Annotated in this window: 14 protein-coding genes; 5 read left to right on the top strand and 9 right to left on the bottom strand. The window is 74.3% G+C overall.

The genetic code is table 11. The features are described 5' to 3' along the window. The 6 genes from ACSIH6_RS36780 to ACSIH6_RS36805 all read right to left on the bottom strand — a co-directional run. The coding region (locus tag ACSIH6_RS36780; RefSeq protein ID WP_435113018.1) for a TRAFAC clade GTPase domain-containing protein at window positions 1-1,784 on the bottom strand (1,784 nt) is incomplete at its 3' end. Then, complete coding sequence (locus ACSIH6_RS36785) at window positions 1,781-4,495, bottom strand: GTPase-associated protein 1-related protein (RefSeq protein WP_435113020.1); 2,715 nt, start codon at window positions 4,493-4,495, stop codon at window positions 1,781-1,783. The genes ACSIH6_RS36785 and ACSIH6_RS36780, both read right to left, overlap by 4 nt. Window positions 4,496-4,594: 99 nt before the next feature. Next, the gene (locus ACSIH6_RS36790) at window positions 4,595-5,815 is read right to left on the bottom strand and encodes a TRAFAC clade GTPase domain-containing protein (RefSeq protein WP_435113022.1); all 1,221 of its coding nucleotides are present in this window, start codon (window positions 5,813-5,815) and stop codon (window positions 4,595-4,597) included. Continuing rightward, window positions 5,809-10,011, bottom strand: a complete 4,203-nt coding sequence (locus tag ACSIH6_RS36795) for a SaeA-related protein (RefSeq protein WP_435113024.1) — start codon at window positions 10,009-10,011, stop codon at window positions 5,809-5,811. Before ACSIH6_RS36795 ends, ACSIH6_RS36790 begins: the two co-directional genes overlap by 7 nt. Window positions 10,012-10,543: 532 nt before the next feature. Beyond that, a complete protein-coding gene (locus ACSIH6_RS36800; RefSeq protein WP_435113026.1) occupies window positions 10,544-11,557 on the bottom strand; it encodes a hypothetical protein in 1,014 nt (337 codons plus the stop codon). Window positions 11,558-11,647: 90 nt separating this feature from the next. Continuing rightward, the gene (locus tag ACSIH6_RS36805; protein WP_435113028.1) at window positions 11,648-13,675 is read right to left on the bottom strand and encodes an acyltransferase family protein; all 2,028 of its coding nucleotides are present in this window, start codon (window positions 13,673-13,675) and stop codon (window positions 11,648-11,650) included. A 530-nt stretch (window positions 13,676-14,205) separates the two neighbouring features. Between ACSIH6_RS36805 and ACSIH6_RS36810 the strand changes: the two genes are divergently transcribed. After that, entirely contained in the window at window positions 14,206-15,396 is a 1,191-nt protein-coding gene (locus ACSIH6_RS36810; protein ID WP_435113030.1) for a hypothetical protein, read from the top strand. Between the two features lie 174 nt (window positions 15,397-15,570). Here ACSIH6_RS36810 and ACSIH6_RS36815 read toward each other — a convergent pair whose 3' ends face one another. Continuing rightward, on the bottom strand, window positions 15,571-16,947 hold the full coding sequence (locus ACSIH6_RS36815; protein WP_435113032.1) for a collagen-binding domain-containing protein: 1,377 nt from the start codon (window positions 16,945-16,947) through the stop codon (window positions 15,571-15,573). Between the two features lie 462 nt (window positions 16,948-17,409). Continuing rightward, on the bottom strand, window positions 17,410-18,171 hold the full coding sequence (locus ACSIH6_RS36820) for a TetR/AcrR family transcriptional regulator (RefSeq protein ID WP_435113034.1): 762 nt from the start codon (window positions 18,169-18,171) through the stop codon (window positions 17,410-17,412). A 114-nt stretch (window positions 18,172-18,285) separates the two neighbouring features. On the opposite strand from ACSIH6_RS36820, the gene ACSIH6_RS36825 reads away from it, so the two are divergent. Continuing rightward, complete coding sequence (locus ACSIH6_RS36825) at window positions 18,286-19,023, top strand: SDR family oxidoreductase (RefSeq protein WP_435113036.1); 738 nt, start codon at window positions 18,286-18,288, stop codon at window positions 19,021-19,023. 361 nt (window positions 19,024-19,384) lie between these two features. Next, entirely contained in the window at window positions 19,385-20,044 is a 660-nt protein-coding gene (locus tag ACSIH6_RS36830) for a DUF6518 family protein (RefSeq protein WP_435113038.1), read from the top strand. A gap of 106 nt (window positions 20,045-20,150) precedes the next feature. On the opposite strand, the gene ACSIH6_RS36835 is transcribed toward ACSIH6_RS36830, so the two are convergent. Further along, window positions 20,151-23,384 carry a tetratricopeptide repeat protein gene (locus ACSIH6_RS36835; RefSeq protein WP_435113040.1) on the bottom strand — a complete coding sequence of 1,078 codons (3,234 nt, stop codon included), beginning with the start codon at window positions 23,382-23,384 and terminating at the stop codon, window positions 20,151-20,153. A gap of 623 nt (window positions 23,385-24,007) precedes the next feature. On the opposite strand from ACSIH6_RS36835, the gene ACSIH6_RS36840 reads away from it, so the two are divergent. Next, window positions 24,008-24,697, top strand: coding sequence for a thioesterase (locus ACSIH6_RS36840; RefSeq protein WP_435113042.1), 690 nt, complete (start codon window positions 24,008-24,010; stop codon window positions 24,695-24,697). Between the two features lie 96 nt (window positions 24,698-24,793). Continuing rightward, a complete protein-coding gene (locus ACSIH6_RS36845; RefSeq protein ID WP_435113044.1) occupies window positions 24,794-25,063 on the top strand; it encodes a hypothetical protein in 270 nt (89 codons plus the stop codon). Window positions 25,064-25,121: the final 58 nt, after the last annotated feature.

Below are 25,121 nucleotides of genomic sequence, written 5' to 3' on the forward strand. Positions count from 1 at the left end.
TCCGCGTACTCGGGGTGTTCCGGCTCCGTCCTCCTCGGCCGCGCGTGCCGGGGACCGTAGCTCGGGGCCTCGAACCCCTCCGATGCCCCGGGCACCCCTGGCACCCCTGGTGCCTCCGGCGTCCCGGGCTCCTCCTGGGTCCGCGCCGTCTCGGCCGCTTCCCGGGGCGCGGCGAGCATCGCGGTGAACGCGTCGTGCTCCCCGGCCAGCGTCCACCGCAGCAGGGCGCCCAGACTGGGGTCGGCCCGGCCCTCCCCGTCGGTGACGGCCGAGGTCAGGAACACCCGTGCCTCCCCGAAGTCGGCCTCGGCGTCCCGCAGCAGGTTCCCCAGTCCCAGGGTCCGCTCCGCCCACGCGCGCGCGTCGGACCCCCCGGGCGCGATGGCCGTGCCCCGCACCAGGTCGCCGCGCGTGACCACCACCGCGAGGCGGGCCTGGCGCAACCCCCGCCCGCCCCGGCGCCGGGCCAGCATCCGGTACTGGCGCCGGATCTCGTCGCGCACCGCCCCGTAGGCCAGTTCCGGATCGCGGGTGTGCGACCGGTCCCCGGCCAGCCGGGCCCTCTCCCGCGAGGTCAGTGAACGCCACACCGACTCGATCCCCAGCGGGTCCACCGCCAGCACGAACGTCGTCGCCCGGCCCAGGTAGGCCAGCTCCTCGACGGTCGCCGACCGGTTGAACCGCTCGCCCGCCGCGTCGAACAGCTGCATGAGCAGGGTTCTGCCGCTCGCGCCCACCCGCACCGTCAGCCCCCGCACCTCGCGGCCCGGGGGAGTGGGCGCGGTCCGGGACCCGGCCGCGAGCACCCGCTCACCGTCCCGCAGCCGCCGCACCGTCTCCTCGCCCACCGGCTCCACGTACGCCTCCGGCGCCTGGCGCGCGGCCTGCGCCAGCGCCAGGTTCATCCCGGTCACCAGCCGCGTCTTTCCCGCGCCCGTGCCCCCGAACAGCGGCAGCACGAACTCCCTGGCCTCGCCCGGACGGTGCTCCAGGCCCCGGTCGCAGTGCGGACACCGCGCCTCCAGGTCGGCCGAACCCAGCAGGAGCAGCGTGGGCAGACGCGCCCCGCACAGGCACTCCCGGCGCCACAGCCCCCGCCCGCCGGGGCGGATGGCGCCGTGCCGCCGACCGCAGCGCGCGCACAGGTACGCCGGGTAACCCAGCCGCAGGAAGCATCCCGGGCACACCATGCGGATCCGGCGCACCAGCAGCAGCCCCGAGTCCGCGAGCCGCAGCGCGCCGACGACGGTCCACGCCGCGGCCAGGTAGAGGCCCACCACCAGGGCGTGGACCAGGAACTGCGGCAGCAGGAACACGCTCCACGGCGCCGCGACGCCCCAGCTGTGCCCCACCACCGCGCGTAGGTCCCACCAGGCCGGACCGCCGTGGTAGGCGCGGTGCGCGGGGTCGTCCCGGGTACCCGGCAGCGGCTCGTCCGGGTGGTCGCCGCCCCACATCACCTCGCGCACACGGCGCAGGTAGGAGGCCACCAGCACACACCACCCGACGAGGAGGACGGCGCCTCCCCCGAGCACCACGGCGCTCACCAGTCCCGCGAGCAGCCACCACCGCAGCAGGTAGACGACCACCAGGCCGAGGCCGACGCCGACGGCGACCAGGAGCGCCGCTCCGATCTGCGCGCCGCCGTCGTCGTCGCGCCGCGACCGCGCCGCAAGCCTCGTGGGAGCCGCCCGCTTCAGTGCCGACCGTCCCGTGTCCGCGGCCCGCCCCGTGGAGGCCGTCCGCTTTGGCGCTGACCGCCCCGTGACCGCCGTCCTGCTCATGAGCGCCGCTCGCCCGACCGAGAGCCCAGCCCGAGGAACCCGCGCCTGCGCGGTTCGCGCGAGCGCTGCGCCCACTCGTCGAAACCCGCCGCCGACTCACGCGGCAGCTGTCTGCGCATCCTCGCCAGGTGGCGCCGCCGCCACCCGCCCACGGCCGGTGCGAGCACCGACGCGTCCAGGCTCCCGGCCCGCCCGTGCCCGGCCAGGACCCGGTGCCTCGTCGCCCGGTACACCAGGGCGGCCGTGGCCGTGTCCGGGCGGTCGTCGGCCAGCCGGGCCGACACCGCCTCGCCGTAGGCCTCGAACACCTCCGCCGGGCAGTCCCGTAGGGCCTCGGCCAACAGCGAGCACTGACACCACCCCAGCAGCACGCGTACCACCAGCCGCCAGGCCACCTCCTCCACCGCCGGATGGGTCCCCCGGACGGTCGCGTACACGGCGGCGAGCCGGTCGTGCGCCCGGTCCTCACCGGCCGCACGCAGCGCGACCAGGGACGGGCGGACCTCCGACCACTCCATGACGACCCGTCGGCCGGTCTCGGGAAGCCGGGTCCGCAGCCAGTGCCGGGACACCTCGTCCACCAGTTCCCGCCACGTCCGCTCCTGGCCCGCCTCGGGCGGCGCTGTCATCGCCTCGGTCACCCAGCCGCCCACCCCCGGCGCGACCAGGACCCCGGGCCGCAGCACGCGCAGGACCAGCAGGGCGGCCCGCGGTCCGTGCCCGGGGCCCCACACGTCGGTGAGCAGGTCCTCGTCCAGGTCGTGCGCGGCGAGTCCGACGGCACCGACCGCCCGGCCCTCCCGACGCACGGACACCAGGTACGACAGCAGCCCCGGAAGATCGTTCCGGTTGTCGGTGGCCAGCAGCCGCAGTTCGCGCAGCAGGGCGCTGGACCCGTCGCGGTCGTCGGCGAACAGGGCGCCGACCGGCCCGGCCGCGAGGGCCGACAGCTGCTCGCGGGGCAGCGCGGCCAGGCGCGCGGCCGCGCCCCGGCGTACCCCGGGGTGGGCGGCGACCAGGGCGCGCGCCTCCGGGGCGGGCAGGTGCGAGGCGGTCAGCAGCGGGGCGAGCACCCCGCCGCCGTACCGTTCCATGCTCTCCTCGGAGGGCAGCAGACCGCTGGCCCGGGCCCAGCGCAGCAGCACCACCGCCCGGTCGGGGGCGAGCTCGCCGCACTCGCCGTCCAACAGGGCGGCGACCCGTTCCCGCGCCGTCCCGCGCACCGACTCCGTGCGCATCGGCGCCACCGCGGGGGTGCCCCCGCCCGCGGCGATGTCGTCCAGGGAGCGGCGGACCATCACGCGTTCGAGCCGCTCGGTGGTTCCGTCCGCACCGCCCAGCCGGTGCGCCACCCGCTGCAACCCGGCCAGGTCGGCCGGGTCCAGGACTCCCGACGACGGCTCCGTGAGCAGACCGGTGCCGCTGGGCGAGCCGTTCCGTCCCCCTGCGGACAAACCGCCCTGTTCCCCGCTGGGCGCTCCGTTCCGGTTACCTCGGGACACCCCGCCGCGGTCTCCTCCGGGTGCCGCGTCCCGTTCCCCGCCCGACGGCCGGACCGCACCGGCGTCGAGCGCCGTGACCGTTCCGCGGGCCCCTCCGGGCCTCGCGCCGACTGCGCCCACCAGTCTCCTGTCCGGCCTCCGTTCGCTGACCCCCGCCCCGGCACGGGCCTCCCCCGACGCCGCGGCGTCGGCGTCCAGGATCCGGTGGACCAGTGCCGCCGCGTCCTCGGGGGCGAGCCACTCCACCGCCTCCGACAGCCACTCGCGCACCTCCCGCAGGTCCTCGCGCGCGGGAGCGTTCGCGTCCAGCAACGACGCCGCGGCCAGTACCGGGAGCCAGTCCGCCAGCGCGCCCTCGCGGCCCGAGGCGTACGGCCGCGCCCTGCGCCACAGCACCGCCGCCCGGCGCGTGCCCAGCCGGACCAGGCGGTCGGCGACGGCCCGCGCACGGGGATCGGGTTCGGGGAGCGCGTCCGGCGGGTCCTCCTCCGGGTCGTACACCGTGAACCGGTTCCGCCACAGCGCGGTGTCGGAGCCGGGCGCGACCCCGACGACCTGCACGAGCGCCTCGTCGGGGTCGCCGCAGTAGGTCGCGAACGACAGCAGCCGCGCCCGCCGCGGCGGCAGCAGGTGGCTCAGGGCCGCCACCCAGTGCGCCACGGACGGGCTGTTCGCCACCAGCACCAGCGGGCGGGAGTCGTCCACGGCGTCGTCGGCGGCGAGCAGCAGCCGCGTCACGACCTCCGCCGAACGTCCCCGCACCCACGCGTCGGTGCGCCGACGGTCCAGCGGGCCGGGGCCGATCTCCAGTTCGGACAGCTCCGGAAGCTCGGACAGGCCGGGGTCGCCGACCGGCTCCTCCGCCCAGAAGTCGGCCTCCCACAACTCCGCGGGCAGCGGGCCGGAGCCCTCGGGGCCCATGGCCACCAGGCTGTGCGCGAAGTAGTTGCCCGGCCTCCCGGACGGGTCGTCGCCGCTGGAGACCACGCGGCTCAGCACCGGCACCCCGCCCACGTCGGGGGAGTAGCACAGGTTGACCGGATGCTCGTCGACGCGTTCGCGGGACCGCGGCGGCTCGTACACGGTGAACCGCTCGACCTCCCTGAGTACCCGGGGGTCCACCCCGGGGGTCGCCGCGTTGAACTGGTACCCGGCGTAACCGGACAGGCCGTGCTCGCACGAGGTGTAGTACAGCTGCGCGAAGCCCATCGGCGCACCCCTTCGGTCTGGTCGTCGCGGGGGGTCTGGTTGGGTGGTGGTTCGGAAAAGACCCGGGAACCGCGGTCCGGCGGATCCGCCGGACCGGGCTCAGGACCAGGACGCCTCACGTGAGGGGATGACCCCGAACTCGCTGAGCATCCACAGGAACGGGTCGGCGACCCGGTAGGGGCGTACTCCGCCGCGCACCCGGTTGCCCGCGTCGGGGACGCCGCCCAGGGCCGACACCCCGAAGTAGCGGGCGTTGCGGTAGTGGTTGCGCACGTGGCCGTCCACCCCGCCGCCGTCCCAACGGTGCAGCAGCTGCTGGATCTGGGCGTGCACGTCCTGGCTGTCGGACTCGTCGAAGAACGGCGCGGTGGGCTGCGGCCGGTGCAGCGGCGACCCCTCGTCCAGCTCACCGTGCAGCGCGTCGATCTTGGTCAGGCACACCGCCATGGGCACCTGGATCAGCCTGTTGGCGGCTCCGGGGCGGCTCATCAGCAGGTCGGTGACGCGCCCCAGCATGTCCAGCGGGCGGCTCTCCACCCTGTCCGGGGCGGGTGGTCGCCTGCCCGCCCGGGCCAGTTGCCGGGTGCCCTCCATCCGGAGCGGGTCCAGCAGGAGGATGATCCCGTCGGCGCTGTTGAGGTAGCGCAGGTTCTCCTCCACACTCGCCCCGGAGGTCAGGTCCTCCCCGGCGGTGTCGAAGAACGACAGCAGCGTGTGCTGCGGCCGCCTGCCGCCCAGGCCCCGGCGCTGGGCGGTGAACCGGAACACCAGCGGTTCGCGGGTGACCCCGGTGCGCCGGGTGGCGCCGAGCAGCCGCGCCTCCTCGTAGAGCGGGGTCTCGTAGTCGGCGTGGAACCGGTGCCGGGTCTGGTCGTCCGAACCCCCCACCGACGCGTTGAACCGGGAGCCCACACGGTTCATCAGCTCATGGATGAGCACCGTCATGAACACCGTCTTGCCCGCGTCGCGCGCCCCGACCAGGGCGATCATCCGGCTGCGGATCCGTCCGAAGTTCACGGGGAGCTGGGCGTGGCAGGTGGCGCACACCTGTCTGCCGGTGGTCGACGCGCACTCCGGGCACACCGCCCGTGCGCCGCGCCCGTCGGCCTCGAAGACCGGCGGCAGCCGTTCGCGCCGCCCCAGCTGGGCGCGGATCGCGGGGTCCTCCACCGGCGCGCACACCCGCCCGTCCGGCCCCGGGCGCCCGGTGCACCGGAAGCGGATACGGCGCTCGGCGAACCGCGCGTAGCAGTAGGGGCACACCAGGAGGCGGCCCTCCAGGGGGATCAGCGAGCGCACGGCGTCCAGGCCCCTCAGCACCTCAACTCCCTCACCGGGGGCTGGCGCAGCCGCACTCCCTGCCCGTCGTCGTCCGCCGGGAAGCACATCAGCCATCCCTGTCCCGTGCCCCGCGGAGGCCGCACGCGCACCGAGACCCACTCACCCGCCGACAGGTACTGGGCGGGCAGGACCGCCAGCACCGTCCCCTGGTCGGCGGTGTGCGGCTGGACCGGGCCGTCGGCGTACACCACGACCACCTCGGGCATGGTGCAGTCCTCCTCCGCGACCAGGTGCACCACCCGGTCCCGGCGCAGCAGGCCCGCCGACTCCACGCGGTAGTCGAGCACCGCCCGGCCGGGCACGGTGACGCTCGCGGCGGAGCTCACCGCCTCCCCGCCCTCGAAGGGGACGACGGCGCGCACGTCCACCCGTACCGACTCGGGGCCCATCAGCGTCTCGAACCCCCCGTCGGAGGAGTACTGGCGGCGGGTGCAGCGCAGTTCGCCGCCGGTCCAGGTCTCCGTGCCGCGCTCCTCGGGACGCCAGGAGATGATCGCCGCGCAGGCGTCCTCGGGCCAGGTCCACCCGAGCCGGACCGAGGTGTCGAACCGCTCCGCGCGCAGCCCCTCCACGGGCGGGGCCGCGGTCACCCGCACGGAGACGCCCACGACCGCCTGGTCGCCCGCCACCGTCACCGCCAGGATGTGGTTGGTGCCCGACTCCAGGGTGAACGCCACCCGCTCCCGTTCCTCCTGCGAGGCCTGTGCCTGGTGTGCGCCCTGTTCCTCGGCCGCGGTCATGCGGTTCCCGGGTACCGCCGTGGTGGTTGCCCCGCGGTTCCACGGGGCCGCTCCGGTCGCTGTCGTCCCGGGGTCACCCTGAACACCAGTGGTCGCCGCTGTTCCACGGTGCCAGGGCGGTGCTCCGGCCGTTTCTGCTCCATGAGCCCCGGAGGCACCAGGAGTCGCTGGCGTTCCGGGGTTTCCGGGTGCCCGGGTGGACGTTGAAGCCCCGCGATCCCCGGGCGTCCCAGGAGTCTCGGCCTTCTCACACTCTCCGCGGGTGCCGCCGGGTGTCCCCGGACCTCCCTCCACGCGGCTGTCGGGTGCCCCGGGACCTTCCGGTCCCTCGTGTCTGGAGTGCGTGGCCGTGCCGCCGTGCCCGGTTCCGCGGGCCGCCGCGTCCGTGAGCAGGCCCGTGGCGGCGGAACCCTCGACGCGGTCGTGGAGGGCGACGTCCTGCGGGGGCACCACCGGTCCGCCGCCCGACCCGCCCCCCGGCCGGTCGCCCGCGGCGGTGCGGTGCGACGGCGGGTTCTCCGTGCGGGCCTCGCCGTCATGGAGATCGGCGCCGGTCCGACCGGCGGAGCTGAGCACGCGGGCGCCCTCACCCTCCCCGCCCGCGGGCGGGGACGGCAGCACCACGCGCGGTAGGTCGGCGCCGTCGGCCGCGGGCACCGCCTGGGCGTCCACGGAGCGCTTGCGTTCGTCGCGGGCGTCCATCCCGGTCCGCGCGGGAGCACCGAGGACACCGTCTTCTTCCCCGGTGACCGCCGGTGCCGGGGACTCCGCGGCGGGGGAGAGCCTGGCGTGCCTTCCGACGCTGCGGGTACGGCTCCCGGGCCTCCCGGCGGGGTCGGGCGCACGGTCTCCTTCGGCGCCTCCGGGAGCCGCGGAGCCGCCGGAGGGCGTGTGCGGGGCGCGGGCGTCCTGACCGGGGGCGGCGCGGCTCTGCCCCGAGGCCCGCTCACCGGGAGCCAGGATCCGGACTCCCTCTCCCTCCTCGTCGGCGAAGCCTCCGCGTCGCGGGTCCGTACCGTGGTCGGCGTCCCGGGTCTCGGCCGGGCTCCTCTCACCCGGACCGAGGACGCGGACGCCCTCGGCCTCCCCGTGTCCACCCTCCTCGGGGAGCACGGGGTGCGTGCGGCCGGTGTCGTGCAAGGCGCTCTCGTGGGGTCGGGCCCCGCCCTCCTCGTGGGACGCGGTGTGCGTGCGCCCCGTGTCGTGGAACGCGCCCTCGCGGGGGCGGACCCCGGTCTCCTCGGGCACCGCGGCGCCGGTGCGTGGCGCGTGCGGACCGTGTGCGTCATAAGGGGGGATGGTGGTGCGGGTGTGGCCCGTGGTTCTCTCCCCGGGCCCGAGCACGCGCACGCCCTCCCTCTCCTCGCTGGGCAGCCCCGCGCGCGCGAGGTCCGCGTGGCCGTTCGCCGGCCCCGGGAGCGGCACCGAGGCGCGGCCCGCGCCTGCGCGAACACCCGTTCCGCTCCTCCTGTCGGTCCCCCCACCCTCGGGGAACCCCTCGTCGTCGGCCACCGGGGTCTGGGCCACCTCACGGCCGTAGGACTCCAGGTCGTCGGGGCCGACCACCGTGCCGAGGGGCCACTCGGACGGCTCCTCCCCGACCCGCAGCACGACCTTCCCCCGGGACGGCCGTGTCCACGAGGCCCGGAAGTCCGCGCCGCCGTCCGGCACCACGGACAGGTCCCGCACCGCTTCCGGGCACGGACCCGGGCTGGCCCGGCGGACGAGCCCCGCCGACCCCCGCGCGTGCCCGTTCGAGGTCACGTAGACCGCACGGACCCGGTAGTGGTACTCCACGTCCATCTCGACGTCGGTGTCGCAGAACCCCGACCCGTCCGTCTCCACGCGCACGCCGTCGCCCGCGCCGCGCGGCGGCGCTCCCACACCGCGCAGCACCTCCACGCGCACCGCCTCCGCCGGGGCCTGCCAGGAACCGGACACCGACCGCTCCCCGGCGCGCACCCGCAGCGAGGAGACCTCTGGCGCGATCATCACCGGCGCGGACGACGCCTCCTCCGACACCCCGGTGCCGCCGCGCACCGCCACCACCGCGTAGCGCGCCTCCGCTCCCACGGGGGCGCCGGTGTCGGTGATCTCGCTCCCCGACAGTTCGCCCACCAGCGCCTCGCGGGCGCTCCCGTCCCGCCCGGTGCGCCGCGTCACCCGGTAGGTGACCGACCCGGCCAGGGTGGGGCTGGGTTGCCAGGAGACCACCACGCTCCGGCCGTCGACCCGGGTCTCCACACCGCGCGGCGGCAGCGTCGCCACCTCGCCGAGCCGGGCGGTGAGCGCCTCGTCGTCGGCGGCCGCGTCCGCCGCCGCGGCCAGGGCCCGGGCGGCCTCCTCGCGGTCGCCCGCGCGCAGCGCCCGTTCCGCCTGCGCGGTCAGCTCCTCCACCTGGTGCATCCGCGCGCGCAGGCGCTCGTGCAGGTCGTGGTCCTCGGGCAGGTCCTCGGCGGCCTCCTGCGCCTGGCGCAGCCGGTTGTCCGCGAGCAGGTCGTGCACGTCCTGCTCCGCCCGGGCGGGTGCGTCGGCGCCGGAGGCGGACCGCCGCACGGCCGCGGCCAGCAGCAGTGCCTCCTCCTCGGCCAGCCCCCGGCGGACCCAGTGCCGGACCAGTTCGGGCTCGGTCAGGGACTCCGGGCGCTCACGCAGGTCGCCGACGATCTCCCCCAACACGAGGGCGTCGGCCTGGTCGCCCTCGGCGCGCAGGACCTCCAGCACGTTCTCGGCCGCCGTCCTGCCCTCGGACTCCGGTTCCAGCCGCACGCGCTGGACCGCCTCGTCCAGGGCGGCCTTGTCCAGGGCGGTGCCGTCGTGGAGCCGGAAACCCTCCAGCACGGTGAACCCCTCGGCCAGGCGCTGCTCGCCGAAGACCTCCATGGGGGAGAAGGGCACTCCCCGGGTGCGCAGGTGCTCGCGCAGGGCGCGCAGGGTGTGCTCGGGAGGGGCGTCGTCCAGTTCGGGAAGCCGGTCCACGACGCGCACGTCGTGGTCGAGCAGGACGCGCTCGGCGTCGGCCTCGGTGACACCCACCGGCGCGATCATCGACCGGAGGGTCTCGCGGTCCAGGAGGGTGGTGGTCAGGCCCTCGGCGACCTCGGACCACGCGCCCAGGGCCCGCCGGGCCTCGTCGGCGCGGACCTGTCGGAAGTGGGCGTGTGTGAGCGCGCCCTCGCTCTCCAGCCGCTCGTGCTCGGCGACGAGGTCGACCAGCACCTCCTTCAGGGAGCGGCGGCGGCTCTGGAGCGCGCGCCAGTAGGCGCACACCTCGTTGACGTGCTCGGTGAACGCGGCCGGGTCGGCGCACAACCGCAACTCCAGGCGGGGTCCGACACCGTAGCGCGTGAACAGGTCCGCGGGCAGCCCGTGGGCGCGCGCGGCCACCAGCACCTCGTCCTCGTAGCGTGTGCGTTCCTGTGCGTCCCAGGGCATCGTGCGATCCCGCTCCCCTCGTGTGGTCGTGGTCGTACGGTCCGGTGAGGGGGGTGGGCGGCGGGCTCCGGAGGCGGTGCCGGTCAGTTCACGCGGCTCCTCCGGGGCCGGAGGCGGTGATCGCTCCCGCCCCGCCGGTCCCGGTCGCTTCGTGTCCCTGCATCGGCTCCGCCTTTCACGGCCGGGGGTTTCCCGTGTTCTCCCTGTGCGGCCGTTTCGGGTCACGAGCATACCCCTCATGCGTGCGTTGACGGGGAGAACACGGGCCTTTTGGGTTCGCGCGTGTCCGTGGGTGGTTGCCGCGCCTGGAGAAGCGGTTTGAACTGCACATATCACGGCATTCACAAAGAAAGGAGCCCCTTTTCTGGTGTCATGGTAAAAGGGGTTTCGTGCATGAGAAAAGGCGTTATGGTGGGATATCCTGCACCGCTTCGCGCTTCGCGCTTTGCCGTGTTCCCCGGTTCCCCGGGGCCTCGTGTTCCCCGGATCCCGTCCTCGCGGGGTTCCCGTGTTCTCCGTTCCGGGCGAACCGCTACCAGCCGAGGACGTCCAGCGAGGTCTCCAGGTTCTCCCGCAGCTGGTCGCGGCGCGCCGTGAGGGCCTCCTCGTGCTCGGCGATCAGGCCCTCCAAGGTGGCGCGCTCGGCGGCGACGAAGGCGTCCAGATAGCCGGAGGAGTCCGTGCACTCCAGCGCGGGAACCGCGGCCTCGGGGTCCGAACCCTCGCCGGAGAGCGGTGTTCCGTGGAACCCGTCCACGGCACCGGCCATGCACGCCTCCCAGGCCACGGTGGCCTCGGCGACGGCGGGGTCCTCCATGGCGACGAAGTAGGACTCGCCCAGAAGTTCCTCCACGAGGAGGTGGGAGTCCGGGGTGTCAGGGCTGTCGCCGTTCTCGTCGGTCTCGTGCGCCGGCGCGCCGTCGGGGTCGATCCGCTGACGCGCCTGACCCACGCACCCGCCCTCGGGCACGGTGTCACCCGAAGGTGTCCCGAGGCCCTCTCCGATGCTGAGGACCGCGCTGTGCGCCTGCTCGCGCAGGTCCGCGTCGCCCCCGAGGAGGTAGGGGTCGCCGCCGTCGTCGAGGGGGAGGGAGAAACCGTGCTCCTCGGCGATGTCGGCGCGCGTGTTCCCGTACCTCCGGTACTCGTGGTGGGGGCCGAAGGCGCGCATGGTCAGGGGGTCCATCTCCAGCGCGGAGTTGACCTCGGCCTCGTATCCGAGGTCCACCAGGCACTCCACGGTCAGCGTGTCCTCGGCCCTGCGCACGACGTATCCCTCGTACTCGTCGAGCCGGTAGTCGTACACCGGCAGGTGCAGGCGCTCGCTCAGTTCGGCGTCCATGCCCGCGTAGGGGTCCTCCGGACGGACGAAGGCCGCGGCCTCCTCCGCACCACCGTCCCCCTCGCCGCCTCCGGGAGAGGCGGAGGGGGAGGGAGAGGACTCGGCATCGGACGCGCCGTCGGCGCACCCCGTCAGCGCGAGGGCGAGGACGCCCGAGAGCAGGGCGGGGAGGGCAGCGGTGAACAGTCGGAGGGGGATGTCCACTGGTGCTCCAAGGGGGGAGGAGTCGTCCGGGCCGGGGGGAGTGGGAAGCCCGGTGCGACGAGCCTAACCCCCTCCCCCCGGCCTCCTTCGTCAGACCCCCAGCGCCTCGTCCATCCGCGCGGCCAGTTCATCGGTGAGCAGGTCGATGTAGGTGCTGGTGATGTGCCCGGAGTCGCGGTAGACCATCACGTTGCCGATCACCGCGGGGCACCCGCCGTCGACGCAGAACCGGTCGGTGAGGTCGACCCAGTGGACCTCGCCCCCGGACTCCCGGGCCGCGATCTCCTGCGGGTCGGCGTCCTGGAGCGCGTCCTCCTCGGACCGCTCGCACGGTGACGGGTCGTCGAGGTTGGCCGCCACGCACTCCACCACGTCCCGGCGGGCACGCGGGGTGTCGCGCAGCGCGACGACCTCGCCGCTGACCTGCGCCACATCCTCCCACAGCCGGCCCATGCCCTCGGCCACCACGGCCAGGTCCTCCTCAGGGGTGGTCTCCTCGGCCGGGTCGCTGGCGGTGGAGGAGCTGGTGAACACCAGGTCCGGCCGCAGCTCCTCCAGTTCGTCGACCACCGCGCGGTTCCAGTCACCGCACGCCGTGTACGGGCCGCCGTCGGGGCCCTTCATCACCGTGTCGGTGAAGGCGCACGAGGACTTGGTGTAGAGGTGCAGCCGCCAGCCCCGTTCCTCGGCCATCCCCTCCAGGGCGGTGACCCACTGGGCGCTGTGCGAGTCCCCGAGCACCGCCACGTCCTGGGTGGCGTCCTCGGGACCGTACACGCACGGGTCGGAGGGGTCGGTTTCGGAGTGCGAGGCCTGGCAGTCGTCGTCGTACAGCGTGGGCACGTCGTCCTCCGCGTTGACGGGGGAGGGGTAGAGCGGCCCCACGTCAGCGGTCTGGCCGAGGGCGGCGGGACCGGTGTGCACCGCCGGGTCGAAGGTCACCGACCGCTCCTGGTCGGCCCGGACGTACACCGCGCCGCTCACCGCGGCCACCGTCACCACGCCCGCGGTGGCCACGGCCAGGGCGGAGCGGCCGCGGCGGACCAGGCCCCGGTCGCGCACCGGGTCCTCCACCCACACCTTGGTCGCCCACGCCAGCAGCACGGACAGGGCCGCGACCGCCAGGGCCTCCACCGCACCGAGGCTCTCCTGCCCGAGCAGCACCAGCGCGAAGACGATCAGCGGCCAGTGCCACAGGTACAGCGAGTACGACACGTCACCGATCCACCGGGCGGGCGCGGTGCCCAGCAGCCGGGACGCCGACAGCCTCGCGGGGGAGTCCTCGGCCGCGATCACCGCCGCGCTGCCCAGGACCGGCAGGATCGCCGCCCAGCCGGGGAAGGGCGTGGCGTCGTCGTAGGCCACCGCGGAACCGATGATGGCGGCCAGGCCGAGCCAGCCCAGGGGCGCGCGCCAGCGCTCGGGCAGGCTGCCGTGCGCCAGCCCGACCGCGAGCAGGCCGCCGACGGCCAGCTCCCAGGCACGGGTCGTCGGTAGGAAGTACGCCGATGCCGCCTCCTGCGAGGTCAGCAGCACCGAGCAGGCCAGGGACAGCACCAGCACCGCGCCCAGCAGGACGGTGAGGGTCCCGGCGGTGGCCCGCCAGCGGCGCCGGGCCAGGGCCCACACCACGAACAGGAGCGGCCACACCAGGTAGAACTGCTCCTCCACCGACAGCGACCAGAAGTGCTGGACGGGGCTGGGCGGGTCGTCCGCGGCCAGGTAGTCCACCGCCTGCTGGGCCAGGTAGAGGTTCTCCACGTAGGCGGCCGAGGCCACCAGTTGCCAGGCGGTGTCGACCAGGCGGGTGACGGGCAGGAGGAAGAGCGCGACCGCGCCGGTGACCAGGAGCACCGTCGTCGCGGCGGGCAGGAGGCGCCGGATGCGGCGCACGTAGAAGCCGCCGATCGACACCTTGCCGTGTTCGGTGGCCTCGCGGTACAGCAGTGACGTGATGAGGAAGCCGGAGATCACGAAGAACGCGTCGACGCCGACGTAACCGCCCGGTAGCAGGGCGGGGTTGAGGTGGTAGACGAGGACCAGGAGGACGGCGACGGCGCGCAGACCCTGGACCTCGGGCCGGAAGCGGCGTCCGGTCCGGGCGGGTGCTGAGAACATGGGCTGGCTCCGAGAGCGGGCTCGGCGACGAGGGCGGGTCCGGGGGGTGAGTCGCGGGGGATGATCGCATTCTGTGCCGTTTCGAAGACCCGAGGCGACCCCGGAGCCGACACTGCGGCAGGTGTTCGTCCAACAGGGGGGCGAGGGACACGTTCCCTTGGTCGGGTGTTTTCCTGGCGGGCTCGGGAACCGTTGGCGTGGCGGTGGTTCTCCGGGGGCTGGCGGGACGGTGGTTCTCGATGGTGCTCGGGGGCGTGGTTCTCGGAGGTGTGGAGCGCCCCGTAGGTGTGCCGGAGAGGGTGTGGAAGAGCGGTGCTCACGGGATGTGTGGGGCGCGTGGAAATGTGCGGTTCGGAACCCGGAGCAGGAGGCCCGTCCGACGGGTGTGACGTGGTCGTGGGGTGTGTGGAACCGTTCGTGACGCGTCCGCTCCGGATCTGGGGCAGACTGTCGGATGTCGCCGGAAGGGATCGCGCCGGTTCGCCCAGGACCGCGCCGCGGAGCCCCGTTCGCCCGAGCGGGTCCGGCCGGTGCGACCGCGCCGCGAGAGGAGGCACACCGTCACCCCCGTCACCCCCCTGACCCGTGCGCACCTCGTGGCGGCCGCCACCGTGGTGGTCGTCGTGCCCTGTGTCCTGTACCCCCTGATCGGTCTGTGGACCCTGCTGTGGATCCCGGCCGTGCTGGTCCTGGGGGCCCTCGCTTCGCACTTCGGGGACGCCGCGGCCGCCGTGACGGCTCCGGCGGCCGCCGACGCGACCGCCGACGCCTCCCCCGGGCAGGCCCACGGCGGACCGGACGGGACGCTCCGCGCCTTCGGCGAACGCGGCGGCGCGCGCGGCACCCGGATCCGCCCGGTCGCGCTGCCCAGCGTCGCGGAGGACTACGACCTGGTGTTCTCCGCCGTGGTGCACTGGCGGTGGGAGGGCCACGTGGACCTGAGCCTGCGCAACCCGGTCGCCCCCGCCGTCCTGGCGGTGGTCACCCGCGCCTCCGAGCTGGCCCGCGGCGTCGAGCCCGGCGACCACGGGACGGCCGAGTGCGAGTTGGCCGCCCGGCTCGCGGTGGAGACGGCGGTCACCGGCGCCGGGGTCGTGGTGTGGGCGGAGGAGGTGAGCCTGCGCCTGCCGGAGGAGGACGCCGAGCGGCTGCGCCGCATGGCCGGTCTCCGCAAGGACCGCGAGCTGCGCGAGGCCGTCCGCGACGCCGAGGAGGAGCTGGAGGACCAGTCGCCCGCCCGGGTCGGCCGGGCGCTCCCCACGCACCTCACCGCTTCCCCTTCCCCGCACCCGAACGTCGTCCCGCAGTCAGCCGCGGACGGCGGCCTCGACGCGTTCGGTGCTCTCGGCCCGTTCGACGACCCCTTCGACGAGCCGCTGGCCGACCCGCTCGACCTCGGTGAGGACGACGAACCCGACCCGCTCCCGGGGCCGGGCAGCGACGTCGACGGAGAGGGATACGAGAGCTACTGGTGGCCCGCCGGGGGCGAAGGCCCCGAGTCGGCCGAGCGCGACGTACAGGTGGCCATCCTGCGCGGGCTGGTCGACTCCTTCGAGGACGCCGAGGAGCGCGCGAAGTTCGTCCATGAACAGGTGATCGTTCTGGAACGCGGCGGCTTCACCGAACTGGCGCTGCGCATCCGCGAGGAGTACCCCGAACCGGACGAGCGGGAGGCGCCGGGTACGGGGACGACACGGACGGACACCGAAGAGCCCCGGTGAGCGCCGGGGGCCCCGATCACCTGGATCGAAGCCCCCGTGCGGGACTCTTGTCAGCCGGTTCCGGTTCCGGTGCCAGCCGTCGCCGAGGTTCCTGCCACCGGCGTCCCGGTTGCCGGTCGCTTACCGGTCGCCGGACCAGCGAGCGTCCCGTGCCGCCGTTTCCGCGGACGCCTCTCAGACGGAGGGTCCGGACTTCCTGCGCCTGGTGAACACGAAGGCGGCCACACCGGCGCCGATCGCCACCACGGCCGCGCCGACCAGCCCCCACAGGCTCGTGCCGGTCACGGCCAGACCGCCGTCCGATCCGGCTGCCTGCTCGGGTGACGGGGACGCGGAGGGCTCTTCACCGGGCGTCTCCTCCGTCACGGGCTCCTCGCTCGGCTGCTCCTCCTCGGGGGCCTCGGGCCCCTCACCGCCCGGGGTCGGCTCGGGCTCTCCCGGCTCCCCGGGGGTCTCGCTCCCGCCGGGCCCGCACGGGGTCAGCTCGGCGGAGAAGTCACCGTTGTGCAGTTCACCGTTGCCGACGACGCCCGCGGACAGGGAGCCGTGCTCGAAGGAGGCGGCGATGACGTTGCCCTCGATGTTGCTCGGCGACAGCCAGCTCACCTTCGCGTCGGGAGCGAAGACGGTGCCCTCGAGGGTCCGGCTGTCGGGGGTGAAGGTGACGGCGGTGGCGCCCCCGAAGTTGAACAGGACGTACCGGGCCTCCTCCAGCCCGATCCCGGCCATGTTGGGGGTACGCCACTCGAACCGTCCGCCCACGCCCGAGGTGTCGACGTTGACGAGGAGCGGCGCGTCCGGTCCGGGCCTGTCCTCGAAGGTGATGACCTCCAGGGCGGCCAGGTCCTCAGCGGCGACGTTCCACACGTTCTGGGCGCCCTGGGCCAGCGGGAGGGTGACGTTGGCGCCCTGGCCGAAGGGCGGCAGGGCCTCGGAGCCGTCGCCCGTCCGCAGCGGGGCCACCCCGCCCTCGCACGCGGCGAGCCCGGCCGAGCGCTCGCGGTAGGCGGGGAACAGGCCCGCGACGTCGAGGGCCGCGCCGGTGACGGACTCCTGCGGCTGGCGGACGGTGAGCGAGATCCTCGGTGTGCTCTCGCGGCCCTCGGGGCCGGCGACCACGGTGTTGACCTGGGCGCCGTTGTGGTCCGTCGTGCTGATGTCGGCGTCCGCGGCGCCGCCGACCTTGACGTACCCGTTCTGGAGCACCTTGAGGTCGCCCTCGCTGGCACCGAAGTCCACCCGGCCGTTCACCAGGAGGGCGGCGGGGTGCTCGTCCCCCTCGGCGGTGTAGGAGCCGGGCGTGTGGGCGGCGACGTTGTAGTCGCCGAAGACGAGGTCGCCGCCGACCGCGATGGCTCCCTCGGACTCGTTGCCCGCGAGGACCGCGTCACCTTCGGTGACCACGAGGAAGCCCTGGTTGCCGGACACGGGGTTGACGGCGGTCTCCGCCAGTGCGGGGGCGGCGGGCAGCAGCCCGAAGGCCAGGAGGGCGGAGGCGGAGGCGCAGGCCCCTCTCAGGAGCAGTGAGGGGGTCTGGGGGCTTCTCGGCATCTCGGATGTTCCGTTCCGGAGTCTTTGTGCTGGTGGGGAAGGGGCGAACGAGCGGGGAAGGAGAGCGGGAGGGTTCCTCCGGGAGTGTGCCGGGCGGGGGGTGACGTCCGGTTGTCCCGGCTACGGAATCCGGTCGTACCTTCTGCTTCCAGGCGGGCGTCGGGGGTTGTGACCCGTGACCACGGACGGTTTTGGGAGCGCTCCCGTAACCTGGTCGCCGCGCGGTGTCCCCCTCTTCCACGCACGACGCGCGCTTCCGGTTGCCATGCCGGTCGTCGTTGTTCCGTTTCCGTGTCCTGCGCGGTGGTGCCGCCGGTCCGGGGGCTGTGGGCGCTACGTGGCCGCCGGACGATGCTCGGGGCCGCCGGTCGGTACCCGGGGCCGCCGGTCGGTACCCGGGGTCGCCGGTCGGTACCCGGGGTCGCCGGTCGGCGTCCGGGACCGCTGGTCAGAGCCTGCCGGTCAGAGGCCGTGGGCTCTCGGGTCCGTGTCGGCCAGGCGTGTGAGGAGCTCGCCCAGCAGGATGCGCTCGCCGTCGCTGAACTCCGCTTCCGACCGGTCGAGGACCGAGCGCAGGGCGATCGCCCGCCGTGCGGGCTCTCGGTCCCCGCCGGGGCCGGATCCGGTACCGGCTGCGACGCCTCCAACGGGGCCGTCGTCGGGGCTGGGGGCGGACGTGATCGCCGCGATGACCGCCTCGCGCGTCCTGGCGGACAGCGACAGGTCGCGCCGGTCGGGGTCCGCCCTGATCAGGCTGAGGGTGACGCCCATGCCCGCCGCGTGCACCATGTCCGCCGCCTGTTCGACACCGACGACGAGCCGACCGGCCTCCGCGACCCGGTGCACCAGCGTGAGCAGTATGCGCCGGGACTCCCGCGTGGTCTCGCCGCTCCCGCCCGGCAGGGGGTCGCCGTACATCAGCAGGTAGTGGGCCGGGTTCTCCACACCGAACCCGACGTGCAGGTTCCAGCCGTCGCGCAGGTCCTCCACCGGGTCGGACGAGGCGGGCTGGGCTGTCTTGCGTGCCAGGTAGCGGGTGAAGCCGTCCGCCGCCACGGCGTCGAGCAGGCCGTTCATGTCACCGAACAGGCGGTAGATCGTCGGGGGCTGTACCTCGGCCGCGGTGCTGACGGCTCGCGTGGTGACCGCGGTACGCCCGTGGTTCCTGAGAAGGTCTGCGGCGGCCTGGATGACCTTCTGCCGGTTGTCGCTGCGAGAAGCCATGTATCGATGATAACGGGATTTTGATATCGGTGCTGTGTTATCGTCGATAAAGCATTGGTGTTATCGGCGTTATCAGAGAGTGGGCGGGATGCCGCCCACTACGGGAGGACGAGCATGGGCAGCACCGAACGACGTGTGGCGCTGGTGACCGGTGGGTCGCGGGGTATCGGCCGGGCGATGGCCGAACGCCTCGCCGCCGACGGTCAGGACGTCGCGATCGTGTACGCGGGCAACACCACCGCGGCGGAGGCCACCGTCGCCGCGGTCACCGACGCGGGCGGCAGCGCCGTCGCACTCCGGGCCGACGTCGCCGACGAGGACGCCGTGCGCGCGGCCTTCGACGCGGTCGAGGAGCGGTTCGGCGGCGTGGACGTCGTCGTCAACTCCGCCGGGATCATGGTCCTGGACACCGTGGCCGATTTCGACCTGGCCGACCTCGACCGCATGCACCGGACCAACATCCGCGGCACCTTCGTCGTCAACCAGCAGGCGGCCAGGCGGGTCCGCCCGGGCGGGGCGATCATCAACCTCTCCACCTCCGTCAGGAAGCTCGCCCTGCCGACCTACGCGGCCTACGCCGCCTCCAAGGGCGCCGTGGACGCGATCAGCCTCGTGCTGGCCAAGGAACTGCGGGGCAGGGACGTCACGGTGAACGCCGTCGCTCCCGGGCCCACCGCCACGGACCTGTTCCTGGAGGACAAGAGCGAGGAGCAGGTGGAGCGGCTGGCCGGGATGAACCCCTTCGGGCGCCTCGGCTCGCCCGAGGACATCGCCGAGGTGGTTTCCCTCCTCGCCGGGCCCGGCCGCTGGATCAACGGCCAGACCCTCTACGCCAACGGTGGCATGGTCTGAGCTGAACGAGGCGTCCGGAGACCGCCGGGGAGCCTTCGGGGGCGGGGCCGGGAGCGCTGGCCTGTCGGGGGAGCCCTCCGGTCCCGGAGCAGCGGGCTGTCCGCGGGTCCGCACCCGAAGGCCCCGAAACCCCGGGAACCGGAGCGGAACGCGGCCGGGCCGCTGGCCTGTCGGCGAACTCTTCCGGTTCTGGGCCCCTCCGACCCTGGGCCCCTCCGCCCCTGGGCGCTTCGCGTCGAACCGTGCGCCTCGCGGTGAACGGTGCGCTTCGCGTCGAACCAGGGGAGCGGCGCACCGCGTTAACCCCGGTGAGAGGCCACCCTGCCCCTGGCGAGCCCGCGACGAAGGAACGGAAGAGACCATGGCCGCAGACACGGAGAAGCCCGCGCCCGCGCCCGCGTCCCCCATCGCCCTGCTGACCCCTTTGGCCGCCGCCGTCGGCGCGGGGCTCCTCGCGGGTTTCCTGACCTCCTACGGACAGGGACTGCTTCCCCAAGGCCTGGCCTCGATGGCGAACTCGTCCGCGTCCTGGAGCCTGATCGCCTTCCTGGTCGGCATGCTCTCCCCGCGCCCGTGGGTCTCCGCGATCGCGGGCGCGCTGTCGCTGGCGGCGATGGTCCTCGGCTACGACATCGCTTCCGTCCTGCGCGGATTCGCTACCCTGTCGGGGGCGACGGTCTTCTGGCTGACCGCCGCCGTCCTGGTGGGGCCGGTCCTCGGCTGGGGCGGTAACGCGCTGCGCCTGCGGACCCGCCTCGCCCCGCTGGCGGTGGGCGCCATGAGCGGCGTGCTCGTCGGTGAGGGCGCGTACGGTCTCCTCTACATCGCGGACACCACGTCCCCCGTTTACTGGTCCTGCTCCGTCGCCGCGGGCGTCGCGTTCCTCGTGTGGGCCGCGGCACGGCGGCTCCCCGCCCCGCGCTCGCGCTCCCTCGCGCTCGCCGCGGGGACCACGGCCGTGGTAGCGACGGCCTTCGTCGTGCTCTACTCCGGCGATCTCATCCTGTGGTTCACCGGCTGACGCCCCGTGCTCCCCACGCCGTCCCCACGCCACCTCGCGCTTCCCACGCACAGACGGGCCCGTGCTCAGACCGACCCCCGGGGGGGCCGGTGGAGGGGCCCGGGCCTCACCCCGGCCGCGCGGTCCGCGACCCCGGACTTTCGGCCGGACCCCCGGGCTGGCGCACCGGGTCGGTGCCGGGAGCCGAGTCCGAACCGTGCTCGATGACACGCAGCATGTCCCTGATCTCCTGGAGCAGCGACACCGGCACCGTTCCGAGCCGGACGCCCTGTTCCGCGAGCCCCTCGGCCTCGTTGAGCGTGCGCCAGGCCTCCAGGAGGTCGCGGCGGGTCATGATTCCGGCCAGCAGCCTCATCGCCCGCAACTGTCCCGAACGGTGCTGGAGGCCCCGGTAGCCGTCCACCGCGACCCTGGCCAGTTCCTCGGCCTCGGGCAGCCGCTCGGCCTGTTGCAGCGACTCCGCCGCCATGCGGTGCGCGCGGGCGTGCCACCACTTGTCACCCAGTTCCCGGAAGCCTTCGGCGGCCCGCAGCATCTCCTCCTTGCCCCGTTCCCGGTCCGCGGCCATCCGGGCCTGTCCCAGGACCAGGCACGTGCGCCACCGTCCCCAGTCGTCACCGATCTCCACGAAGGCCCGTTCCGCGTCCCGCAGCCGGGCGATCTGGTCCGCTACCTGCCAGGTGTCGCGCAGCCTCTCCCGTCGGCGCAGCGGTCCGCGCGCGGACCGCACCTCGGCGCAGCGTTCGGCGTACTCCAGGCCCCCGTCGATGAACAGACCGGCCACCCGGGCCCGCTGTCTGCTCGGCCACCCGGGGTCGCGTGCGGTCAGACGGCGGCGGTCGCGCTCCCGCGCGGGGCTGAGCAGCAGCTCGCACTCCCAGGCCTCCCGGTTGAGCTCATTGGTCGGCAACCGGCCCAGCGAACGCAGGAAGCGGGCGTGGTACCAGTCCCCGTTCGGCGCCCGGGAGAGCCGTTCCCGCTCGTCCTCCAGCAGGAACCAGGCGTTGAGCGTGAACCCGCGCAGCCGCAGCACCTCGCCCTTCTGCAACCGGACCCTGGCCCACTGCTCCTGGGAGTCCTGGGAACCCACGAGCAGGTCCTGCGCACGGGTGAGCGCCTCGTAGGCGCGCTCCTGGTAGCCCTGGAAGCGGTCCACCTCGGCCAGGTTGCACAGGGCGCGCACCTGCCACCAGCGGTCACCGTGCTCGGAGAAGATCCGCACGGCCTCCTCGATCTCGGCCCGGCCGTCGTCCAGGTCGCCCCGGCGGTACAGGTTCACCCCGATCGCCCGGTGCGCCCGCGCCTTCCAACGCGGATCGGCGGCCGACCCCAGCTGCTCCAGGATGTAGAGCGCGGTCAGGGCGCGCTCGTAGCCGGTGTCGTGGTCCCCGTGGCCGCTGGCCACCTCGGCCCGGTCGAGCAGCGCGACCCCGTAGGCGAGCGGCTCGCCCATCTCCAGGGCCAGCGCGGTCGCTTGTTGGGTGGCCTCACGCACCGCCTCCCACTGCGTGCGCCCCGTCCGGCACAGCACGGCGAAGGCCCGGCGCAGCCGCCACCCGTACCCGATGGCCCGCTCGCGCTGTCGCTCCCGCTCGGTGGTCCGTCCGCGCGGCGGGTCGTCCTCGGCGGTTCCGCGAGGCTGCGTCCAGTGGAAGCAGACCTCGAAGCCCCGCAGTTCGGTCTCCAGCCACGCCATGGGGTCGGCCGGGCCCCTCGGCCCGACCGGGGCCGGTCTTCCCCCGCCGCGTTCCGCGCCCTCGCCGCCGGGCAGGGACGCGCCGAAGCTCCACTCGTGCGGCGCGGCCCGGCGCGCGGCCGCCTCCGCGATCCGGTCGAAGGCGCGCAGCAGCCGTTCGACCGCGAGCCGCAGCTCCTCCCGCGACCAGTCCGGCAGCTCCTCCTCCGGTACACCCAGGACCCGGGGTCCCGCCGTCAGCAGGGTTTCGCGGACGTGGTCGTGCAGCTGGAACCGGTCGAACCCTCCCGCCTCGTACAGGTACGTCACCAGGTACCGGTGGCTCATCCGCAGCAGCAGCGGCTTGGCCTCGTCCTCGGAGACGTCCAGCAGGGCGGCGGCCGACCACGCGGTGAAGGTGGTCAGGCCGGCCCCGGCCAGGCGGCTCAGCAGCAGCCGCTCCCGCGGTTCGCACTGCTGGAGGCTGAACGCGAGCGACTGGGCGATGGCCTGCGGCCCGGGCACGGTCAGCCGCAGGGCAGGGTCGCTCATGTGGCGCATCAGGTCGGCGGCGCCCGGCCCCCGCTCCTGGGTGACCTGCGTGCTCACCAGGCAGATCGCCAGCGGGAACCCGTGGCACGCGGAGACGAGGCCGGGCAGCGCGGCGCGGTCGGCCTCCGACAGGGGGCGGGGCGAGTCGCGCACCAGCCTGTCGAGCAGTTCCATGCCCTCCGTGTGCGGAAGGGGGTCCAGGTGCCTGCGCAGCATGGGCTGTGCCGCGTCGGGGAAGTCGTTGCGGCTGGTGACCAGGACCGCGCACCCCCGGCCGCCGGGCAGCAGCGGCTCCACCTGGGCGTAGTCCTTGGCGTTGTCGAGGACGACGAGCAGTCTGCGCTGCTCGGTCGCGGTCCTCCACAGCACGCCCAGTTCCTCCGGGGAGGCCCCGTCGGGCGGACGGCCCCCGATCTCGGTGATCATCTGGACGAGGACCTCCTCGGGCCGACGGGGCTCGCGGCGCGCCGGGGCGATCGGGTCGGAGCCCTCGGACCCGCCCTTGCGGGAGCGGTGCCCCGGAGCGGACCGGCCGAGCGCGGAGGGACGCGCCTCGGCGGAGGCCTCGTGCGCCGCGCTGCCGTAGAGCTCGAACTCCAGCTTGCCGTCGGGGAAGCGGTCGGCCACCCTGTCGACGACCTGGGCGGTGAGCTGGCTCTTGCCGGTGCCGCCCTCGCCGGTGATCGCGATGGCCAGCGGGCCTCGGGAGTCGCGCCTCCCTGCCCTCCAGGCGGGGGGACGGCCGACCAGGCGGCGCGCGCCCCGGCGGGGAAAGCGGGCGAACTCCTCCAGCAGTTCCGCCATGAGGGCGGTGTGGCCGGTGAAGTGGTCGACGGGCGGAGGCAGCCGTCGGCGCAGCGCGGGTTTCTCCTCGGGCCGCTGGGACTGGTCGAGGCGGTCGAGCAGCGCCTGCGCGGAGGCGGCCACCCCCATGCCCAGGAGGGCGAGCACTACGACCAGCAGGCCGCCGTTCTCCGGCATGAGGTCCGGGAGCCCCTGGAGCGCCGTGCCCAGGCCGACGAAGATCACCAGGCCCGTGGCCAGCCCGCTCTGGATGGGGCGCCGCCTGCGCGGGGGTGCTGCGACGACCTCCTCGCGGGAACCCTCGTCCACGCTGTCCCTGCCCTTCCCGGAAGACGCCGGCCGGAAGACGTCGGATCTCCGTGTGCGCCGGGCCCGCGGGTCTTACCGCCCGGTAGGAGACCGATCCTCGCGGCGTCGGGAGCCCGGTGTCCAGACGGGTACGGGCGTCCCCCGCCTGCGTTCACCCATCCGTTGCCGTCCCGCCACGCGGAGTGCACCTGTCGCCGTCGCGTCCGGGCACACGCGTCCGGGCGTCGCTCCGGGAGAGGCGTGCTCAGGCGGGACCGTGGCCGTGACCGGGTCCGTCGGCGGGAGCGGAGACGGGGACGGGTCGGCTGTCCGCGCGGGGTGGCTCGGAGGTGCTCTGAGCAGGGATGACCGTTTCGGCGTGATGGCCGGGGGTACATGGGGCGAACATGCACGCATAACTCTCAAACGGCAACAAATCGGGCAGTCGGTCGAGACCTCCGCGACGTGGCCGACGGCACGGGCCGTCGCCGGGAAGCAGGGCCTCGGTGCGTGGCCGAACCGTGCAGAAGGGTGCGCAGAAGGTGAAACGGAGTACTCAGGACAGCGGAGGAAGTGCGGGCCGGACCACGAAGGGCAGTGGCCGGAGCGCCCCGAGGGACGTCGCGCCGACCGAACAGGAGGCCGTGGCGGGGCCAGCGCGGGCGAAGCGGTCGGCGGCCGCGCCCGAGGCCCCCGCGCCCAAGGCTCCCGAGCCGGAGGGCGAGCACACCGGCCGTGTCCCCGGGGCCGAGCGCACCGGCCGTGTCTCCGGAGCCGAGGACCCGGACGTGCTCCTCGACGTTCCGGTGGTGAAGGTCGACGAGATCCAGCTGGAGGTCGAGAACCTGCGGGCCTCCGTCTCCCTCCAAGCCGAGGTGTTGGACCTGCTCAAACTCAAGGTGGGGGCGGACGTCGAACTCGGCCGCGTCAGCCTCACCCTCAAGGGGGTCGAGGCCCAGGCCCTGCTCAAGGTCCAGCTCGACAACGTCCGGGACATCATCACGCGGGTCCTGCAGACCATCGACGCCAACCCGCAGATCCTGGAGCACGTGACCCGGGGGGTGGAGTCCTCGCTCGACCAGGTGGCGGGCGGTGCGGGACAGGCCGCGGGAGCCCTGGGCCGGGGTGCGGGGAACGCGGTGGAAGGTGTGGGCCGGGGTGCTGGAAGCGCCGTGGAAGATGTGGGCAGGGGAGCCGGAAACGCGGTGGAAGGCGTGGGCCGAGGTGCAGGGAAGGCCGCGCAAGGCGTGGGCAGGGGAGCCGGGAAGGCCGTGGAGGAGGTCGGGGATGTCGCGGACGTCGTGGAGGACTCCGACGACACGGCTGAGAAGTGACACGGCTGAGGAGCGGGGCGGTTGAGAAGCACGGCGCCAGGGCCGCCGTGCCCGGCGGCCCGGAGCGCACCGACCAGGAAGCGGGGGTGGGAGGCCATGGACGACCGGACCGGACCCGGGTACGACGTGGAGATCAGCGCCTCCGTGTCCGCGGACGAACTGACTTTCGGCGAGGTGCCGGAGGTCAGCTCCCGGACCTGGGGGGAGCCAGACCACGAGGGCACCTCCGGCAGTGAACGCTCAGGGCTTCCCCACGGCGTCCGCTCCGGAGTGGTCTACACGGACGTCCACGTGGACTACCGGCTCGCGAGCCGGATCCGGCTCTCCGAAGAAGCACCGCCGGACGGCGGTTCCGGGCAGGAGTGACCGCCTCGCGACGCCTGGACCCCGAAACCAGGGGCCGGGGGGGGATGCCCCCCGTGGG

Origin of the sequence: Nocardiopsis synnemataformans, from assembly GCF_965343085.1 — a bacterium.
Taxonomy (GTDB): Bacteria; Actinomycetota; Actinomycetes; order Streptosporangiales; family Streptosporangiaceae; genus Nocardiopsis; species Nocardiopsis alborubida.

Bases quoted from the DNA above. Each gene is read 5' to 3' on its own strand.
- ACSIH6_RS36825 (WP_435113036.1), top strand. From the start codon at position 18,286: ATGGGCAGCACCGAACGACGTGTGGCGCTGGTGACCGGTGGGTCGCGG.
- ACSIH6_RS36830 (WP_435113038.1), top strand. From the start codon at position 19,385: ATGGCCGCAGACACGGAGAAGCCCGCGCCCGCGCCCGCGTCCCCCATC.
- ACSIH6_RS36785 (WP_435113020.1), bottom strand. From the start codon at position 4,495: ATGGGCTTCGCGCAGCTGTACTACACCTCGTGCGAGCACGGCCTGTCC.
- ACSIH6_RS36820 (WP_435113034.1), bottom strand. From the start codon at position 18,171: ATGGCTTCTCGCAGCGACAACCGGCAGAAGGTCATCCAGGCCGCCGCA.
- ACSIH6_RS36795 (WP_435113024.1), bottom strand. From the start codon at position 10,011: ATGCCCTGGGACGCACAGGAACGCACACGCTACGAGGACGAGGTGCTG.
- ACSIH6_RS36815 (WP_435113032.1), bottom strand. From the start codon at position 16,947: ATGCCGAGAAGCCCCCAGACCCCCTCACTGCTCCTGAGAGGGGCCTGC.
- ACSIH6_RS36845 (WP_435113044.1), top strand. From the start codon at position 24,794: ATGGACGACCGGACCGGACCCGGGTACGACGTGGAGATCAGCGCCTCC.
- ACSIH6_RS36805 (WP_435113028.1), bottom strand. From the start codon at position 13,675: ATGTTCTCAGCACCCGCCCGGACCGGACGCCGCTTCCGGCCCGAGGTC.